This window comes from Candidatus Binatia bacterium, assembly GCA_036493895.1.
Lineage (GTDB): Bacteria > Desulfobacterota > Binatia > UBA1149 > CAITLU01 > DATNBU01.
This window is the reverse complement of the sequence record DASXOZ010000017.1, coordinates 104,807-122,718: the sequence shown is the minus strand read 5'-3', so window position 1 is coordinate 122,718 and position 17,912 is coordinate 104,807. Positions and strand designations below refer to the sequence as shown.

At 66.8% G+C, this 17,912-nt stretch carries 14 protein-coding genes and 1 pseudogene; 4 read left to right on the top strand and 11 right to left on the bottom strand.

The features are described 5' to 3' along the window. Positions 1 to 6: 6 nt before the first annotated feature. Genes VGK20_04820 through VGK20_04810 form a run of 3 tightly spaced genes read right to left on the bottom strand, consistent with a single transcriptional unit; the run spans position 7 to position 5,804 of the window. Complete coding sequence (locus VGK20_04820) at positions 7 to 4,791, bottom strand: DUF4215 domain-containing protein (protein ID HEY2773359.1); 4,785 nt, start codon at positions 4,789 to 4,791, stop codon at positions 7 to 9. Between the two features lie 47 nt (positions 4,792 to 4,838). Beyond that, positions 4,839 to 5,360, bottom strand: coding sequence for a DUF420 domain-containing protein (locus VGK20_04815; protein HEY2773358.1), 522 nt, complete (start codon positions 5,358 to 5,360; stop codon positions 4,839 to 4,841). Positions 5,361 to 5,402: 42 nt separating this feature from the next. Further along, on the bottom strand, positions 5,403 to 5,804 hold the full coding sequence (locus tag VGK20_04810; GenBank protein HEY2773357.1) for a DoxX family protein: 402 nt from the start codon (positions 5,802 to 5,804) through the stop codon (positions 5,403 to 5,405). 188 nt (positions 5,805 to 5,992) lie between these two features. Between VGK20_04810 and VGK20_04805 the strand changes: the two genes are divergently transcribed. Further along, complete coding sequence (locus VGK20_04805) at positions 5,993 to 7,210, top strand: acyl-CoA dehydrogenase family protein (GenBank protein HEY2773356.1); 1,218 nt, start codon at positions 5,993 to 5,995, stop codon at positions 7,208 to 7,210. Positions 7,211 to 7,247: 37 nt separating this feature from the next. Here the strand turns inward: VGK20_04805 and yhbY are convergent, their stop codons facing one another. The 3 genes from yhbY to VGK20_04790 all read right to left on the bottom strand — a co-directional run bounded on the left by yhbY (position 7,248) and on the right by VGK20_04790 (position 11,064). Continuing rightward, complete coding sequence (gene yhbY, locus VGK20_04800) at positions 7,248 to 7,589, bottom strand: ribosome assembly RNA-binding protein YhbY (GenBank protein ID HEY2773355.1); 342 nt, start codon at positions 7,587 to 7,589, stop codon at positions 7,248 to 7,250. Continuing rightward, a complete protein-coding gene (pepN, locus tag VGK20_04795) occupies positions 7,586 to 10,234 on the bottom strand; it encodes an aminopeptidase N (protein ID HEY2773354.1) in 2,649 nt (882 codons plus the stop codon). Before pepN ends, yhbY begins: the two co-directional genes overlap by 4 nt. Positions 10,235 to 10,419: 185 nt before the next feature. Beyond that, on the bottom strand, positions 10,420 to 11,064 hold the full coding sequence (locus VGK20_04790) for a GNAT family N-acetyltransferase (GenBank protein HEY2773353.1): 645 nt from the start codon (positions 11,062 to 11,064) through the stop codon (positions 10,420 to 10,422). A 202-nt stretch (positions 11,065 to 11,266) separates the two neighbouring features. Between VGK20_04790 and VGK20_04785 the strand changes: the two genes are divergently transcribed. Then, complete coding sequence (locus VGK20_04785; GenBank protein HEY2773352.1) at positions 11,267 to 11,704, top strand: CoA-binding protein; 438 nt, start codon at positions 11,267 to 11,269, stop codon at positions 11,702 to 11,704. A gap of 224 nt (positions 11,705 to 11,928) precedes the next feature. Then, entirely contained in the window at positions 11,929 to 13,788 is a 1,860-nt protein-coding gene (gene ilvB, locus VGK20_04780; protein HEY2773351.1) for a biosynthetic-type acetolactate synthase large subunit, read from the top strand. Positions 13,789 to 13,982: 194 nt separating this feature from the next. Here the strand turns inward: ilvB and VGK20_04775 are convergent, their stop codons facing one another. Together VGK20_04775 and VGK20_04770 are read right to left on the bottom strand one after the other, a co-directional pair. Then, the gene (locus VGK20_04775) at positions 13,983 to 14,402 is read right to left on the bottom strand and encodes a type II toxin-antitoxin system VapC family toxin (protein HEY2773350.1); all 420 of its coding nucleotides are present in this window, start codon (positions 14,400 to 14,402) and stop codon (positions 13,983 to 13,985) included. Then, entirely contained in the window at positions 14,399 to 14,662 is a 264-nt protein-coding gene (locus VGK20_04770; protein HEY2773349.1) for a type II toxin-antitoxin system prevent-host-death family antitoxin, read from the bottom strand. Before VGK20_04770 ends, VGK20_04775 begins: the two co-directional genes overlap by 4 nt. Positions 14,663 to 14,856: 194 nt before the next feature. On the opposite strand from VGK20_04770, the pseudogene terL reads away from it, so the two are divergent. After that, positions 14,857 to 15,168: pseudogene (terL, locus tag VGK20_04765) on the top strand (phage terminase large subunit). 126 nt (positions 15,169 to 15,294) lie between these two features. On the opposite strand, the gene VGK20_04760 reads toward terL, so the two are convergent. From VGK20_04760 to VGK20_04750, 3 genes are all read right to left on the bottom strand, one after another. Next, positions 15,295 to 15,504, bottom strand: coding sequence for a type II toxin-antitoxin system RelE/ParE family toxin (locus VGK20_04760; GenBank protein ID HEY2773348.1), 210 nt, complete (start codon positions 15,502 to 15,504; stop codon positions 15,295 to 15,297). After that, positions 15,501 to 15,767 (bottom strand): type II toxin-antitoxin system ParD family antitoxin, encoded by a 267-nt coding sequence (locus tag VGK20_04755; GenBank protein HEY2773347.1) that lies wholly within the window; start codon positions 15,765 to 15,767, stop codon positions 15,501 to 15,503. The genes VGK20_04760 and VGK20_04755 overlap by 4 nt, the downstream gene beginning before the upstream one ends. 1,222 nt (positions 15,768 to 16,989) lie before the next feature. Next, positions 16,990 to 17,871 carry an MBL fold metallo-hydrolase gene (locus VGK20_04750; protein ID HEY2773346.1) on the bottom strand — a complete coding sequence of 294 codons (882 nt, stop codon included), beginning with the start codon at positions 17,869 to 17,871 and terminating at the stop codon, positions 16,990 to 16,992. Positions 17,872 to 17,912: the final 41 nt, after the last annotated feature.

Below are 17,912 nucleotides of genomic sequence, written 5' to 3'. Positions count from 1 at the left end.
GCCGTCTCAGTGCTTCGCAGCGGATTTCGCGGGTTTTGCCGGCGTCTTCGCCGCGGCAGGTGCGGGAACAGGAGCCGCCGCGACCGGCGGCGGCGCCGGGCGGCAATCGACGAGGCGCCACTCGGCGACGCGCGAAGCGTCCCTGCCGGCGCTGCGGACGAAGCGCCCGCCGGCCACGAGCTCACCGCCTGCGGCCAGCGCGAGCGACCACACGGGCTCGGGAAATCCTTCGCCGACCTGGGACCATTCGCCGTCGTGCCAGCGCGCGACGTACCCCGACGGAATTCCGGTGATCAGCGAAAAATCCCCGGCCGCAAGGAGGTCCTGTCCGTCCACCACCAGCGATGTCACACGCGCCGATGCACCGCCCTCTCCGATCGACGCCCACGATTCCCCGTCGAAGCGCGCGATGTTGCCGAGGAAGGTTCCGTCGCCGGAGGTCAGGAAGTCGCCGCCGGCTGCCAGCGTACCGCTGAGGAGCGCCAGCGCGTGCACTCGCCCGCTGATGCCGGCGCCGACGTTCTGCCACGCCTGTCCGTCCCAGCGTGCAACGCCCGCCGACGCAACGTCTCCGGCGCGACGGAAATCGCCGCCGGCGTAAAGCAGTCCTTCGACGTAGAGAAGCGCGCGCACCGTGGCATCGAAACCGGTGCCGACGGCCTCCCATCTGGTGCCCGTCCATCGCGCGACGTGAAGCGCGGCGATTCCTCCAGCCGCTGCGAAATCTCCGCCCGCGTAGAGCACCTTGTCGACGAACACGAGGGCGCGCGCAGCGCCGGACAGGCCGCCGCCCACATCGGTCCACGCCTTGCCATCCCATTTCGCAACGTGGGCAAGCGGTGTGTGACCGCTGTGCGTGAACTCCCCGGCAGCGTAGACATCGGAGGTTCCCGGCGCGATCGCAACCGCCAGGACGCGGCCGTCGAAACCGTCGCCCATCGGCGACCACGACTGTCCGTTCCAGCGTGCGATGTCGGCGGCCGCGGTCCCTCCCGCGCTCGTGAATTCTCCACCGGCGATCACCGTACCGGCATTGACGGCGACGGCGTGCACTGCCGTGCTTCCACCGATCTCGTCTCCGCTGATGCCGGTGCCGAACGCGACCCAGCGCCATTTCGGATCCGCGACGACGCGCTTGCAGGTGGCCGAGCAGCAATCGCCGCCGTCACATTCCTCGTTGCCGTCGATGCGGCCGTTGCCGCAGCGGACTGCGGGCGGCGCGGGCGCGGCTTCCTTCGTTTCGCCGAATTCGACGGGCTTGTTCTCGAACGCCAGGGGCCACGCGGCGTCGGATGCAGGCTCCTTGTCGGGCGCAGGAGCCTTGATGTCGCCGGGAAGCGGACCCGGCACTGCCGCAAACGGACTGTTGCCGGCTGCCGGCGCGGGCGCCGCGCCCGCAGCGGGCGCGGCCGCTGCAGCAGTCGGCGCAGGCGCAATCTTCCGCGGCGCCGGCGGGCCGAATTCTTCCGTGGGAGCGGACGGCGCTGTCGCAGCTTGAGCTCGCGGCTTCGCAGGGGCGGGCGGTGAGGCAGGCGCGATAGGCGCTGCCGGAACGTTTGGCGGCGCGGGCACGGTTGGCGGCGTGGGCGCAGCGATTGATGAAGGACCCGACGGCGGCACGGGCGTCGGAGCAGGCGCAGGTGCCGGTGCAGCGGCGGTCGGACCGACAGCTTCAGGCTCGCTCGCCGCAGGCGGCGCGGACGCCGATGGCGAAGGCGTCGGTGATGCCGGCTCGGCAACAGGCGGCGCTGTCGCGACGGCGACTGCGGCTGCGGCTGCGGCGCCTCCTGCCCCCGGCTCGGGATCGCTCGCCGCGGCGTTCGGCGGATCGTCACCGTGTGCGGCTGGTTTGTTGTGCGCTTGCGGCGCGGCCGGTGCCGTTGCCGCTGCGGCCGGTGCCGCTGCCGGCTCGGCCTGCGCTACGGGCGCAGCAGGCGGCGGTGTCGACGGCGGTGGTGGAGGCGGAGGCGCCTCCTTGTGGCAGAACACGTCGCAGCCGTCGCCGTTGACCGCGTTGCCGTCGTCGCATTCCTCCATGCCGTTGTTGTTGACGATGCCGTCGCCGCAGCGCTCGAGTACACATTTTGGTGTGCAGCCGTCACCGGCAATGCTGTTGCCGTCGTCGCACTGCTCGCGACCGTTGTTGTTGATGATGCCGTCGCCGCAGAACTCCTTGCGGCAAAGCGGCGTGCAGCCGTCTCCCGGTGACGTGTTGCCGTCGTCGCACTCCTCGGTGCCGCTGTTGTTGACGATGCCGTCGCCGCAGCGCTCCTTGATGCAGTCGGGAGTACAGCCGTCGCCGGCAACGTCGTTGCCGTCGTCGCACTGCTCCTTGCCGCCGTCATTGACGATGCCGTCGCCGCAGCGCTCCTTGACGCAGTCGGGCGTGCAGCCGTCGCCCGAGACGCTGTTGCCGTCGTCGCACTGCTCCTTGCCTCCGTCGTTGACGACCCCGTCGCCGCAGAATTCGCGCCTGCAGTCGTGGTCGCAGCCGTCGCCGTCGGCGTTGTTGCCGTCGTCGCACTGCTCCTTGCCGCCATCGTTGACGACGCCGTCGCCGCAGCGCTCGAGCTTGCATTCGGCGGTGCAGCCGTCGCCGTTCTTCTGGTTGCCGTCGTCGCACTCTTCGCCGCTGTCGACGCGACCGTTGCCGCACGCTTCGACGCGGCAGCGCGAATCGCAGCCGTCGTGATCGACGAGGTTGCCGTCGTCGCAGCCTTCGCCGGCCTGGAGGATGCCGTTGCCGCAGACCTCCTTGTGGCAGGTCGGGTCACAACCGTCGCCGGCGACGCTGTTGCCGTCGTCGCACTCCTCGCCCTTCTGCACGATGCCGTTGCCGCAGACTTCCTTCTTGCACGAAGGGTCGCAGCCGTCGCCGGCGATGTGGTTGCCGTCGTCGCATTCTTCGCCGGCCTGCACGAGGCCGTTGCCGCAGATCTCGCGGCGGCAGGTCGGGTCGCAGCCGTCGCCGGCGGTGCTGTTGCCGTCGTCGCACTCTTCGCCCGCCTGCAGCAGCCCGTTGCCGCAGACTTCCTTGCGACAATGCGGATCGCAGCCGTCGCCGGCCGTCACGTTGCCGTCGTCGCACTCCTCGCCCGCCTGCAGCAGCCCATTGCCGCAAACCTCGCGATGACAAGTCGGATCGCAGCCGTCGCCGCCCGCGGTGTTGCCGTCGTCGCACTCTTCTTTCGTCTGCTTCTTGCCGTCGCCGCACCGTTCCTTGCGGCAGGTGGGATCGCAGCCGTCGTTGGCAGCGGTGTTGCCGTCGTCGCACTCCTCGGAGCCCTGGACGACGCCGTTGCCGCAGGTCTCGCGCCGGCAGTGCGAATCGCAGCCGTCACCGTTGCGCAGGTTGCCGTCGTCGCACTCTTCGTTGGCCTGCACGATCGCGTTGCCGCACTCCTCCTTGTGGCAGGTCGAGTCGCAGCCGTCACCGTCGACGAGGTTGCCGTCGTCGCACTGCTCGCCGGCACCGACGATGCCGTCGCCGCAAGGCTCGCGGCGGCAATGCGAGTCGCAGCCGTCGCCGTTCTCGACGTTGCCGTCGTCGCACTCCTCGCCGGCCTGGAGCACGCCGTTGCCGCAGATTTCGCGCAGGCAGACGCTGTCGCAGCCGTCGCCGGAGACCGTGTTGCCGTCGTCGCATTCCTCGCCGCTCTGCACGATGCCGTTGCCGCAGACTTCCCTGCGACAGCTTCGATCGCAGCCGTCGCCGTCGACGAGGTTTCCGTCGTCGCACTCCTCGCCCGGCTGCACGACGCCGTTGCCGCACCAGCTCAGCAGCGCCTCGAACGCGCCGATGTCGCAGCGCCCGGTGCCCTTTCCATCGCCGCTGACGTCGCGCGTGAAGCCGCGCTGGTCGTCCTTCGGGCACGACGCGTTGTCGCCGGCATCGATGGCAGGGCTGCCGACGATCAGCGCGTGGGTCGGCGTGCCGCCGCCGTTCATGTCCAGACGCGCAAGACCGACGTCGCGGCCGGGGCGAATGTCGCCCGGCGACGCGAGACGGCACGAGCCGTCGTCGTCGATGTTGTGCCCGAGCGAAAGCAGCGCGCCGATGCAGTTGCCGCCTTTCTTGTTGTCGGCGACGATCGAGTTGCGGATATGCACCTGGCCGCCGAGATTGAAGATTCCGGCCGCGTCGGCGCCGACCCGGTTGTCGGTGATCGTGCAGCTGGAAATCTCGATGTGCGCGACGCGCTTGGGCGTGACGTTGGCGTCGGTCGCGTTGTAGATCCCGCCCCCGCTCAGCTCGCCGAAATTGCCGCTGACGGTCACGTTGACGAGCGTCGCGTCGCCGGTGTTGTAGATGCCGCCGGCCAGGGAGCCGCGATTGTGGGAAATCGTGCTGCTCGTGATCGAAAGCTGGCCTGTATTGTAGATGCCGCCGGCCAGGTCGCCGCGGCAGGAATCGACGAGCACGCCGTCGAGCTCGAGGTCGGCCGCGTTGACGATCGCTCCGCCGCGCTCGTCGCTGCGCCCGCGGATCACGGCGAGGCGGCTGATCTTCACTTTCGGCGTCGGCTCGCGCACGGGGATGCTGAAGATGCGGTACTGGTCGTCTCCCGACACCGAGGTTTTGTCCGCCCCGGGCCCTTCGATCGTCATCGGGCGCGAGATCTGGATTTCGCCGGTCGTCAGGCGGATCACGCCCGGGACGTCGATGTGCACGGTGTCGCCGGGCGAGGCCTTCTCGACCGCTTCGCGCAGGGTGCCGGGGCCACGATCGCCGAGCGCGGTCACGTGCACGTCTGCAGCCGCCGCGATGCCGGCCCACAAGACCAGGCCCATCGCGACCAGAGGCCACCGTGCCGCGGCCGACCGTTGCGATGCCCGCGTCAGGACCACCATCGCAGAAACGCGAAGACCAGAACGCCGGTCACCGAAACGTACATCCATAGCGGCAGCGTGCGGCGCGCGATCTTTTTGTGTTGCACGAATCGTCCGGCGGCCGCATGGGCGAGCGTGAACAGGATCATCGGCAACGCGATGGTCGTCGCGAGCACGTGCGTTGCGAGGATCGTGAAGTAGAGCGATCGTACGGGTCCCTGTCCCGGAAAGGGCGTGTCACCCGCCCGGTAATGATGGACGATATATCCGACCAGAAACATGGCGGAGCAAGTTACGGCCGCCAGCATGAAGACCAGATGACGGCGCCGGTTGCCGGCCCGGATCGCCCGGTAGCCAGCGACCAGGCAGGCCGCGCACAGGAAATTGAAGGTCGCGTTGAGCACCGGGAGCGGGGATCGCGCCCCGGCGCCGTCCGAAGCGGCGGGATGCACGTACAGCAGCCACACCAGGAACGAGAGGACCGTTACCGAGACGACCGCCACCGCGGCGCGCAGAAACCTGTCGTTCACGCCCCGTCGCCCCGCGTCACGAACGAAGAAGACCGGCAGCCGTTAGCGAGGGTTGGCCCAGGTCGAGACGCGACCGTCCACGGAGTAGTCGCCCGGCCCGGTAAACGTGAGCACGAAAAACGGCAGTGCATAGAAGAGGTACAGCTCCCGCACGGACCACGGCGTGCCCGCGGGCAGCGCCAGCGCAATGACCAGCATGACCACCAGCGGCGGAACCGCGGTGAAGCGCGTGAAAATCCCGAGCATCACCAGCACCGTGCACAGCAGCTCGGAGAAAAGGGTCAGGATCCAGCTCGCCTCGCCGCCGACTCCGAACGGATCGGTGACGAAGCCTCCGCTGTTCAGAATCATCGAGGACCACAGGCCGGCGCGCCCTTCGATCAGGAGTCCGCCGCCGATCAGCCTAAGAAACAGGAGGCCGAGCGAAATCGAATGCCGGTCCATGCCGCGTCCGAGCATAGCCGTGCCGGGAGCGGTTTAGAAGCCGCGTTGCGCGTTTGTGATGGGCGCGGTGCCTTGCAAGATTGCATCGCGAAACGCCGGCCCGGTGTTCGCTCGACGATCCGCCGACGCGAACCCGCTGCGCAACGACCTTCGCGGCTGCCTCTCAGCACGAAAAAGGAGACCAGAGGATGCACTTCGAGTATTCGGCCAAGACCAGGGACCTGATGGCCAAGGTCCAGTCTTTCATGGACGAGCACGTCTACCCGAACGAGGAGGCGGTCGGTGAGCAGCTCGACGCGGGGCCGACCCGGTGGAAACCGATTCCTCTGATCGAAGAGCTCAAGCCGAAGGCCCGCGCCGCCGGCCTTTGGAACCTCTTCCTGCCCGAAAGCGAGTACGGCGCCGGCCTGACCAACCTCGAATACGCACCGCTGTGCGAAATCATGGGCACCTCGTTCTTCGCGTCCGAGGTCTTCAACTGCTCGGCGCCCGACACCGGCAACATGGAAGTGCTGGTACGCTACGGAAGCCCGGAGCAGCGCAAGCAGTGGCTCGAGCCGCTGCTGGCCGGCGAGATCCGCTCGGCGTTCGCGATGACGGAGCCGGCCGTGGCCTCCTCCGACGCGACCAACATCCAGTCGAGCATCCGCCGCGACGGCGACGACTACGTGATCAACGGAACCAAGTGGTGGACCTCCGGCGCCGGCGATCCTCGCTGCAAGATCGCGATCTTCATGGGCAAGACCGATCCGACGGCGCACAAGTACGTGCAGCAGTCGATGGTCCTGGTGCCGCTCGATACGCCGGGCATCCATGTCAAGCGCATGCTGACGGTCTTCGGTTACGACGACGCGCCGCACGGCCATGCCGAGGTCGAGTTCAAGGACGTGCGCGTGCCGGTCTCCAGTCTCCTGCTCGGCGAAGGGCGCGGCTTCGAGATCGCCCAGGGGCGCCTCGGACCCGGCCGCATCCATCACTGCATGCGCAGCATCGGCATGGCCGAGCGTGCGCTCGCGCTGATGTGCAAGCGTGCGATCTCGCGCACCGCGTTCGGACGGCGCCTGGCCGAGATGGGACTGACGCGCCACCACATCGCGAACTCGCGCATGGAGATCGAGCAGTCCCGCCTGCTGACGCTGAAGGCCGCGTACATGATGGACACCGTCGGCAACAAGGCGGCGCGCTCGGAAATCGCGCAGATCAAGGTGATCGCACCGAACATGGCGCTGCGCGTGATCGACCGTGCGATGCAGGTGCACGGCGGAATGGGCGTCTGCCAGGACACGTTCCTGGCGCGCGCGTACGCAGGCCAGCGCACGCTGCGTTTTGCCGACGGGCCCGACGAGGTGCACACCGACCAGATCGGCCGCCTCGAGCTCGCCAAGCACCTGCCGCCGAGGCAGTAGACGCTGCGTTGCTTGGGCCGCGGCGGCAGGCGCTGCGTTACTGGCGCCGCGGCGGAAGCTCGATTCGGCGGCGTTCGGGATCGGGCTGCTGGCGGTAGAGGATCGCGATTGTGCCGACGCTTCCGGCCAGCTCGGCGTCGCAGCGAGTACGGATCGCTTCGGCGATGCGCTCGCGCTCGTCGCGGTCGGCGGCGATCTTGACCTTGATCAGCTCGTGCTCGTCGAGCGCGCGCCGGGTTGCTTCGATCACCGCGTCGGTCAGGCCCGAGCGGCCGACGTGGACGAGCGGATTCAGCGAGTGCGCAAGACCGCGCAGGTACTTTCGCTCGCTGCCGTCAAGACCCGTGCGAGGATCGGAAACGATCCCGGCGGCACTCACGAAAGACTCTTCGTGACGACTTCGAAAACGTCGCGCGACAGCGTCGGCTCGGCGGCGATGCGCGACAGCTCGGCGCGCTGCAGCTCGCGCCGCGCCTCGTCGTAGCGCTTCCAGCGGCTGAAAATGCCCGCCATGCGCGCGGCGACCTGGGGATTGAGGCCGTCGAGCTTCAACACGTTGTCGGCAAGGAAGCGGTAGCCGTCTCCCGACGCATCATGGAAGCGCACGGCGTTGGCGCTGCAGAACGCACCCACCAGGGAGCGCACCTTGTTCGGGTTCTTGATGTCGAAGGCCTCGTGGCCCATCAGCCTCTCGACCTCCCCGAGCGTACCGGGAAGCTCCGACATCGCCTGTACGCCGAGCCACTTGTCGACGACCAGCGGCTCGTGCTTCCAGCGCCCGTAGAATTCGTCGAGCGCCCAGCGCCTCTCCTGGCAGTCCAGGTGCGAGAGAACTCCGAGCGCTGCAATCGACTCGGTCATGTTGTCGGCGATCGCGAACTGCTCGAACGCGAGGATCTCGCTCCAGCGCTCGCCGAGGCGCGAAAGGTACGCGAGGCAGACCGCGGCAAGCGCGCGGCGGCCGACGGCCTCGGCCTCGAGCGAGGTGCGCGCGTCTCCGCGGCAGTGGCGAAAACGCTCCTCCAGCTCGGGGCGGCACGCCTTGGCGAGCTGTTTTCGCAGGAAACAGCGCACCAGGTGGATCCCTTCGACGTCGACCTGCGCCATCTGGTCGGCGACGTACGATTCTGTGGGAAGCACCAGCGCGCGCGCGATGAACGCGGAATCGAGGTGCTCGGACGTCAGCGTGTTGCGAAACGCCAGCAGCAGCTCGGGTGGAAGAGAGAGGTCCTTGCCCCCGCGATGCGCCTCGACGAGCTCGAGCACGCGCCGCAGCGCGAGCTGCTGTCCCGCCTCCCAGCGGTTGAACGCATCGGCGTCGTTGGCCGCGAGGAACGCGAGGTCTTCGTCGCTCCACGCACCTTCGAGCTTGACCGGCGCCGAAAATCCGCGCAGCAGCGACGGCACCGGCTCGACCGGCACGTCGACGAAACGGAACCGCTCGCTCGGCTGGCGCAGCTCGAGCACGCGGATCGTCGCGGGCGCGGCAGTGGTCTCTCCGTCGAGCTTCATCGCGAGCTCGCCGCCGTCGGGGCCGAGAAGCGCGACCGACAGCGGGATGTGCATCGGCAGCTTGTCCTTCTGGCCGGGAGTCGGCGGACACTGCTGGTCGATCTCCAGCGTCAGCGATTTGCTCGCGGCATCGTAGCTGCGCCGCACCTTCAGCACGGGAGTGCCGGCCTGCGAGTACCAGAGGCGGAACTGGGCCAGGTCGACGCCGGAAGCGTCTTCCATCGCCTGCACGAAGTCGTCGCAGGTGACGGCCTGGCCGTCGTGGCGCTCGAAGTAAAGATCGGCGCCGGCACGGAAGCGCTCGGGCCCGAGCAGGGTGTGCATCATGCGCACGACTTCGGCGCCCTTGTTGTAGACCGTCGTCGTGTAGAAGTTGTTGATCTCGATGTACGAGTCCGGCCGCACGGGGTGCGCCATCGGCCCGGCATCCTCGGCGAACTGGTAGATGCGAAGAAGCTGGACGTCGCCGATGCGGCGCACCGCGCGGGAGGCGCGGTCGCCGGAGAATTCCTGGTCGCGGAAGACCGTCAGGCCTTCCTTCAGGCTGAGCTGGAACCAGTCGCGGCAGGTGACGCGGTTGCCGGTCCAGTTGTGGAAGTACTCGTGGGCGACGACACCTTCGATGGCCGCGTAATCGTCGTCGGTCGCGGTGTCGGGCCTGGCCAGCACGTACTTCGAGTTGAAGATGTTCAAGCCCTTGTTCTCCATCGCACCCATGTTGAAGTCGTCGACGGCGACGATGGAGAAAACATCGAGGTCGTACTCGCGACCGTACACCTTCTCGTCCCACTCCATCGCGTGCTGCAAGGATCGCATCGCGTGGGCGCACTTGTCGGCGTTCTGGGGCTCGACGAAGATCCGCAGCGGCACTTCGCGGCCGCTCGCGGTCGTGAAGCTGTCCTCGAGCGAGATCAGCTTTCCGGCCACCAGTGCGAACAGGTAGCAGGGCTTGGGGTACGGATCGCGCCAGCGCGCCCACGCGCGCCCGCCTTCGGTGCGGCCGCTTCCGTCGGGATTGCCGTTGGACAGCAGGATCGGGTAACGCTCGGCGTCGGCGACGATCGTCGTCGTGAAGCGCGCGAGAACGTCGGGGCGATCGACGAAGTACGTGATGCGGCGAAAGCCTTCGGCCTCGCACTGCGTGCAGAACATCGTGCGCGAGCGGTAAAGCCCGGTCAGGTCGGTGTTCTTCTCCGGGTGCACCGCCACTTCGCTGACGACGGTGAAACGCTCGGGGACCGAAGGAATGCGCAGGCTGCGCTCGTCGATCTCGTAGTCGCCGTGCTTCAGCTCGCGGCCATCGACCGAGAGAGAGCGCAGCTCGAGGCCTTCGCCGTCGAGCACGAGATCAGGCGAGGCGTCGGGACGAGCGGGATTGCGGCGCACGCTGAGGGTCGCACGCACGAGGCTCTCGTCTTCGCCGAGATCGAAGCGCAACTCGACGTCGTCGACGAGGTAGTCGGGCGGGCGATAATCACTGCGGTGGACGGTGCGTGGCGCTTCCTGTTCCAACTCGGCTGCTCCCTCGGCCGTTCCCTGCTGCGTAGCACCGTGCAGCACCTGCGGCACCATGCGGCACTATGCACGAGGAAACGGGGCCCAGCTAATTGCCACAGGCCGTCCGCAAGCGGAATTGCCGGCGCGGCGCCGCACGCGCCCCGGCTGCGCCGCCGCCTGCCACCCAAACGAAGCGACGGTCAGATCGCGCGCACCAGCAGGTTGATGCCGGGGCTCGTAAACGCGTCCTCGAAGGCGACGCTGCGATACTCGGCACAGGGGGCGAAGCCGTTTCGCTCGTACGCCTTTTGCGCGCGAGTGTTGCCGGCCAGCACCATGATCTGCGCGTGACCGAATCCACGCCCGCGGCCCTCGGCGAGCACATTCTCCATCAGGCGATCGAGCACTCCGCGGCTGCGCAGCTCCGGCACCACGGCGACGTTCTCGACGCCCCAGGCGCCTGGATACTTCTTCGGCGTGCACGAATCGGCGATGTCCGCGCGCGCGAGCACCGCCTCCAGGTCGAGATCGGCGTCTCCGGCTGCCGCGACGGCTTCGAGCATGGCGGCCGTCAGCACGTCGGTGCCCTCGGTGACCGGATCATAGCCGGCAAGCGCGCCGGCCCGCTGGCCGTCGACTTCGCAGATGCGGAATTTCGACAGGTGGCACCAGTGCGGCTGCTCGCTCACGGCCACGCGGCGCAACACGCCGCGAACCCACGCCTCGTCGCGGTCGAACATCGCTTCCCACACGGATCGTTCGAGATGGGAGCGCGCGGCGGTGAACATGACCCACGAGACGAAATCGAGATCGTCATGGGCGGCAGGGCGGATCTGGACCTGCATCGGGACCTCCGAAATCCGGGACAGGGACACGTTGCGAATGGCGACGCCGCGTATCTGTCCGGGACTGCGGCGGGAGCAATAACTTGCCCGCGGGCATGCCCCGGGGCCGGCCGGTCGCCAACGCTTGCCGATGGCGCGCACCGTCCCCATGCTTGCCGCGACAGTCCCATCAGCCCGATCACCAGTACCTGCGGACCCCGCCATGAACGATCCCCAGCAGCCCGCGATCGATGCGATCCTGTCGATGATGCGGCACATCGCCGTCGTCGGGATCTCGGAAAACCCGCAGCGACCGTCTAACGAAGTCGCCGGATATCTGATCAGGCAGGGGTTTAAGGTTTCGCTGGTAAACCCTCTCTACCAATCGGTTTTCGGGATTCCCTGTCACCCGGACCTTCACGCGGTGCCCGAGCCGGTGGATGTCGTCGACGTGTTCCGCCGCTCCGCCGAAGCCGGCGCCGCGGTTGATGAGGCCATCGCGATCGGCGCCCGCGCCGTGTGGCTTCAGGAAGGGGTCATCGACGAAGATGCTGCAGCCCGGGCCCGGTCTGCAGGCCTGCTGGTGGTCGTGGACCGGTGCATCCTGAAGGAGCATCACCGCCGCCAGTCCGCGGCCACCGCTCCCCCGTCCCGATCGTAGGAAACGCAGCCTGATTGCGTCATAGTGGCTGGCTCGGGCGGCGCCGTGCCGCCCCAAATCAAGCAATCCGCGCCCGAAAGGGCGAGGATCGAACATCCGGACCCCGAGAGGGCGAGGATCAAATCTCCGCAGCCCGACAAGGCGAGGATCAAACATCCGCGCCCGACAGGGCGAGGATCAAACATCCGCAGCCCGAAAGGGCGAGGATCAAATAGGAAAGGACCATGACCACCAGCCGCAAGACATCCGGAGCCCAGCACCTGGGACTCGCTACGGGCAAGGCCACACACCCGATGGCCGGAACCGTCATGACCGGAGCGGATGCGGTTGTACAGGTCCTGGCCGACGAGGGTGTCGACACGATTTTCGGCTACAGCGGCGGGGCCATCCTGCCGACTTACGACGCCGTCTTCCGTTACAACGAGGCCAATCCGGCCCGTCGCATCAACCTTCTGGTGCCCGCCACCGAGCAGGGTGCCGGCTTCATGGCCGCCGGGTATGCGCGCTCGAGCGGACGCGTGGGCGTCGCGCTGGTGACGTCCGGGCCGGGCGCGACCAACACCGTGACGCCCGTGCGCGACTGCCAGGCCGACTCCATCCCGATCGTGCTGATCTGCGGCCAGGTGCCGCGCGCCGCCATCGGCACCGACGCGTTCCAGGAAGCGCCGGTGTTCAACATCATGTCGCCGTGCGCCAAGCACGTCTTCCTGCTGACCGACGAGACGAAGATCGAGGAGACGATGCGCAGCGCCTTCGAAATCGCGCGCAGCGGTCGCCCCGGTCCCGTGGTCGTCGACATCCCGCGCGACGTGCAGCTCACGCAGCAGGCATTCCGCGGCGCAGGGCTGCTTCGTCTTCGAGGCTACGACGAGCGCCGCGTCGAACAGTCGCGCACGCACCTCGACCCCGCGCTCGCCAAGGCGTTCTACGAGATGCTGTCTCGCTCGGAACGGCCGCTGCTCTACGTCGGCGGCGGCGTGCCGAACTCGGAGGCCGCCGGCGAGCTGCGCCGCTTCGCCGAGCGCTTCGGCATTCCGGTCGTGACCACGCTCATGGGCATCGGGTCGATCGACACGACGCACCCGCTGGCGCTGCACATGCTCGGCATGCACGGCACCGCGTACGCGAACTACGCCGTGGAGGACTGCGATTTGCTGTTCGCCGTCGGCGCCCGCTTCGACGATCGCGTGGCCGGCAAGGTCAAGGAATTCGCACCGGGCGCGAAGATCGCGCACCTCGACGTCGACGCGTCCGAGATCGGCAAGGTCAAGGGCGTGGACTGGAGCTTCGTCTGCGACGCGCGCCGCGGCCTGGCCGAGCTCCTGGAAGCCGGCAAATCGTTCCGCAAGGATTTCGGCCCCTGGCGCGAGCACGTCGCCAAGCTGAGGCAGGAACATCCGCTGGCTTACGACAAGACCAGCAAGGACATCCAGCAGGAAGAAGTGCTCGAGCTGCTCAACCGGCTGACGCACGGCGAGGCGATCGTCGCCACGGGCGTCGGGCAGCACCAGATGTGGGCGGCCCAGTACATCGATTTCAAGAATCCGCGCGACTGGCTGACTTCGGGAAGCATGGGAACGATGGGTTTCGGGTTGCCGGCGGCCATCGGTGCCCAGCTCGCCAATCCCGGTCGCCTCGTGATCGACGTCGACGGCGACGGCAGCATCCGCATGAACCTCGGAGAGCTGGAGACGCTGACGAACTACGGGATTCCGGTCAAGGTGCTGCTGCTCAACAACATGGGCGACGGCATGGTTCGCCAGTGGCAGGACCTGTTCTACGCCAATCGCTACTCCGGCTCGGACAAGACTCTTCACAAGAAGGACTTCGTGCGCGCGGCCGAAGCGGACGGCTTCGGATTCGCCAAGCGTGTGACGAGCCGCGAGGCGCTTGCATCGGCGCTCGAGGAGTTCGTCAAGTTCGAGGGGGCCGGGCTGCTCGAAGTGATGGTGGACCAGCGCGAGCACGTCTACCCGATGATCGGACCGGGCATGGGCTACAAGGACATGATCACCGGAAAGAACATCAAGGGGCGCAAGCCGCCGACCAAGGTCGCCGACTCGACCGAAGGCGGCTACTTCTAGCATCCCGTTCGGTATCGCCGTCGAGCTAAAACAGGGCAGTGCAAAGCGCCGCGCGGGTCGTGGCGGTCGAGCGCGTTGCGATACCGGACGATGGGGATGTGAGGGCCGGAGAAGAGTGGGAGGTCGTCATCACGCATGGAGTCGCCTCGATGCCAAGGTCGTGCGCGCGAGTCGCACGCGTCAGAAACTCGTCTTCACATGGCGAGCCTGACGCGACACCGCTTGGCCGCATCGCGTAGCGGGCCGTCCTTGCATGCCAGCGGAAGCTCGTTTCGCAAGGCGAGCTCGAGATAAGACGCGTCGTAGACGCTCAATCGATACTTTCGCGCGAGGTCCGACAGTTTTCCATAGGCAAGAGCTGCCATCTCATGGTCGAGCTCGACCTGAAGGCCCGACAACGCGGAAAGCGCAAGGCGACGATCCCCTTCGGTCAACTTGCCGCGCCTCGTCAGCACGAGAAGCGCGTTGGCGGTCTCCAGCGGCCAGAGCGCCGGCGCCCTCACGCGGGCACCTTTCTCGACGGCTTGGAGTAGAGCATCCGATTCCGCGGTGGCCTGCCCCGGATGAACCCACGCGATTGCGACGGACGCATCGGCGACGAATCCAGTGGTCAAAGCCGGCCTTCCTCGATCGCAGACCGGACGTCTCTCGCCGACAACTTCGCCCGTCCCTTGCTTCGTGTCCTGATCCGATCTCGCAGTCGCGCGAGATCCGCCACCGCGCGGCGCACCGTGGCTGCATTCTTTGGCCCCGCCGGGACCATACGAGCCACGGGTTTCTCGTGCCGCGTAATGACGATCTCTTCCCCACGTGCCACGCGATCGAGGAGCTTGCCGAGCCGGGTTTTGGCTTCAAGTGCGGAAACGGTGACCATGTTTCTGAATAGCTAGTCTATAGCTATTTTACAAGTGGGGCGTGAGACCACTCGCGGGAGGACATCTGCACTGTAGTCCGAAACGTCGCAGCCCTGCATCGGTGACGAGGGACTCGGCAGGGAAGGCCCGCTAAGGTCGGGAAACTGCACCGCGAAACCCGCGGCGGAATAGGGCCCGCAGCGTCACGGCTCGGCAGCAAGACCGAGAAACAAGTGGAACTGGCCTTATTCAGGAGCTCACCTCCCAGGCCTCGATCCCCGTCGAAGGCATCGAGCGAAACCGGGACAAGTACACGCGCATGATGATGGACATGCTCAGCTACATCGAAGCGGGCAGGGTGATGCCGCCGGAGGATGCGCCCTTCACCAATGACTTCGTGGCCGAGTGCGAGGCGTTCACGGCCGACGACAGCCACCTGTTTGATGATCAGGTCGACCCGATGATCGATGCCATCCAGGACCTGCTCGCAGGCATCGACTATGTCGAGCTCTGGTCGCGGCAGTGAAGCACAGCGCAGGGTAACCCATGTCGGGCGGCCCGCCGCCGCGTACCTAAAGCAGGTTCGGCATCCCTCTGGCGCCGTGCCAGAAGCGAACGATCTCGAGCGGAACGCGGTCCGGGCGATAGACGATCAGGTAGGAGCGCACCGGCCAGAACCTACACTGGAGTCCGTCAGGTCCTCGCGGACGTGGCCGGCATCCGGGCGGCCGGCGAGCAGCTGACAGGCGGCTTCGAGCTCATCCAGCACACGTTCGGCTGCGTCGATATTGTCGCTCGCAATGTGGAGCCAGATCTCTTCGAGGTCCGCGCCGGCCGCCGGCGCGAGTACGTAGTCCTTCACTTGGCCGCGGTGCGGCGCGCGCGTAGTTTCTTTCGAGCCTTCGCAAATACCTCCGCGCCCGAGACCGCCTCGCCGCGATCAAGCTGGCCGACGCCGACGGCGATCGCCCGGCGAAGCTCGACCCGCTGCAGTTCGAGGAGTTCTTCCTCGTGTTCCAAGAGCCGAAGGCCCGCCCTGACGACCTCGCTCGCCGACAGGTAGCGACCTGAGCCAACCTTGCTGGTGATGAACTCTTCGAGTTCCTTCGTCAGGGAGATGTTCATGGCCCCATGGGTAGCGCGCTATGGCCATAAATGTCAATGTTTGACATCCCCCCGAAGGTCGTGGACCCCGTCGTCTGGCCCTACGGCGGCAGCCCGCGCCGCGCCCGGACGACGGGAACTTGGCCTTGGAATTGTAGCCCTTCAGCGGGGCCTCGGGGCCATTCAGGGCGATCCTGCGCCCTCCCCCGCCGGAACTGTACCGGTGCCGAGCTGCGACCTCCCCGCGGGGTTTGCGGAGCGGAAATCCGGGCGCCCGTTTGTCTCGCCAGGCGAACTTAGCGGCGCCGTCTGAGAGTGGGATTCCGACCGGATTCTAGGGAAGTTTTGTCCAAAATGACCGGGGGGTGTCCCCCACTTTTCATGACAAAACCCCCTCCCGACAAAACCCCCGCGCTGTTAAACGAGAGCCGGCGAGTTGATCGGAGACTGGCGCTCGGGTGTTAGATCGACAGCGGTGGCATTCGTACCGGTTACGAACTCGTCGCCCTCGTGGATGCCGACGCCCGAGCTGCAGCCCGCTTGTGATCGCCGGCACGAGAGTCGCACGGTCGGATGCCGCGGACCGCGCGAGGGCATTCGCAACGGTTACAAACTCGTGGAGGAGGAACGGCGAACGCCGGAGTTCCTTCACCTCAGAACTACGTGACATAAATAGATCTCATCAACGGGCCGGCTATTGCCTTGAGCTGGTCCGGAGATTTCGAGTTCTAGGCCTTAGGAGAAATGATTCATGGATCAAGAAATTGTTCGCCCGCACGACGTTCTCAACGACAGTATGGCGTTACTCGATGAGGCTACCCGGATAGTCGGCAGTAGGCGTCTCGAACCGCAACGAGAGACTCTCAAACTTCTCGGAATGGCGATCGGGGAGATTCTACACGTTCGCAAATTCATCTGTGATGCGGAACCAAACCTCAGGGTTTCTGGCGAATGAATCGATCGCAAATTGATGATGGGGGTTGCCGCTGAGCAGCTGCCGATGTTGACGCGGACGGCAGTGGCTCGCCCAGCCCGCCATCGCCGCGATGAGGAATTCGAATATGGCGTAAGCACGGGCCGGAGTATAGGTTTCCGACTCCGCGAACGGTAGGCTGCGGCTGCTCGCGGACTTCCGCAAGCAATACGGTGTCGTCGCTCGCATTTTCGATTGCCGAGTTTTGAGACGCTTCGCCGGGCGGCTGGTAAGGATCCCCCGGCAAAGCCGGGGGGTCTCCCGCTTACGCTAGCCGCGGGAGACGAATCGCCAGACATCGCCGTCGGCGCAGATCCTGCCGGCCGGCGCCGTCGAGAAATGCGTGCCGAAAAACAGCGCCTCGCGCTGCTGCGCGCGACCGAGCATGGCTCGCCTCGTCGCCCTCGCCTTCTCGGGATCCTCGTCGCCGACTTCCGCCCAATGCGGCTCGGCGCACTGCACCGGATGGTGCAGGAAGTCGCCGCTTACGAGCGCCGTCGCGCCGTCGGATTCGATCCACAGCGACACGTGGCCGGGCGTATGCCCGGGTGTCGGTTCCAGAGACATCCCGTCGCCGAGATCGGCATCTTCCGCAACGATGACGGCCAGGCCCGCCTCGACGATCGGCGCGATCGACTGCTCGTAGACGCCGTCGATCGCCATGTTGCCGCCGCCGCGGCACCACGTGAGCTCGCGCTCGGTGTACAGGTGCTGCGCCGCCGCAAAGGTCGGCACCCACTTCCCGCCGACCAGCTGCGTGTCCCAGCCGACATGGTCGGCGTGCAGGTGCGTGTGCACGACCGTATCGACCCGTGCCGGGTCGAAGCCCGCCTCGGCAAAGCGCTCGAGGAAAGGAAACCGGCGCTCGTTCCAGTACGGCACCGCAAGCGTCTTGTCGTTGCCGACGCAGGGATCGACAACCACGCAGCGACCGGCGACTTCGATGACGAAAGCCTGCACGCTCATCGATATGCGGCCGCGTGAATCGGCGAAGTCGGGCACAAGCCAGGAATGGCGCAGCACGTCGGCGGCCGTCGCCTCGGGGAAGAACATTTCGGGCGGCAGCCTGTCGCTGCGATCTTCGACGACGGTCGTGATCGTGCAACTGCCGACTTTCCAGTTGTTCGCGATGTTCGCGCCCGGCCCGCTCATGGAAGTCCCTCCGTGAAGGGAGCCGACACTGGCGCATCCAC

Bases quoted from the DNA above. Each gene is read 5' to 3' on its own strand.
- VGK20_04820 (HEY2773359.1), bottom strand. From the start codon at position 4,791: ATGGGCCTGGTCTTGTGGGCCGGCATCGCGGCGGCTGCAGACGTGCAC.
- VGK20_04810 (HEY2773357.1), bottom strand. From the start codon at position 5,804: ATGGACCGGCATTCGATTTCGCTCGGCCTCCTGTTTCTTAGGCTGATC.
- VGK20_04805 (HEY2773356.1), top strand. From the start codon at position 5,993: ATGCACTTCGAGTATTCGGCCAAGACCAGGGACCTGATGGCCAAGGTC.
- VGK20_04790 (HEY2773353.1), bottom strand. From the start codon at position 11,064: ATGCAGGTCCAGATCCGCCCTGCCGCCCATGACGATCTCGATTTCGTC.
- VGK20_04785 (HEY2773352.1), top strand. From the start codon at position 11,267: ATGAACGATCCCCAGCAGCCCGCGATCGATGCGATCCTGTCGATGATG.
- ilvB (HEY2773351.1), top strand. From the start codon at position 11,929: ATGACCACCAGCCGCAAGACATCCGGAGCCCAGCACCTGGGACTCGCT.
- VGK20_04770 (HEY2773349.1), bottom strand. From the start codon at position 14,662: ATGGTCACCGTTTCCGCACTTGAAGCCAAAACCCGGCTCGGCAAGCTC.
- VGK20_04755 (HEY2773347.1), bottom strand. From the start codon at position 15,767: ATGAACATCTCCCTGACGAAGGAACTCGAAGAGTTCATCACCAGCAAG.
- VGK20_04750 (HEY2773346.1), bottom strand. From the start codon at position 17,871: ATGAGCGGGCCGGGCGCGAACATCGCGAACAACTGGAAAGTCGGCAGT.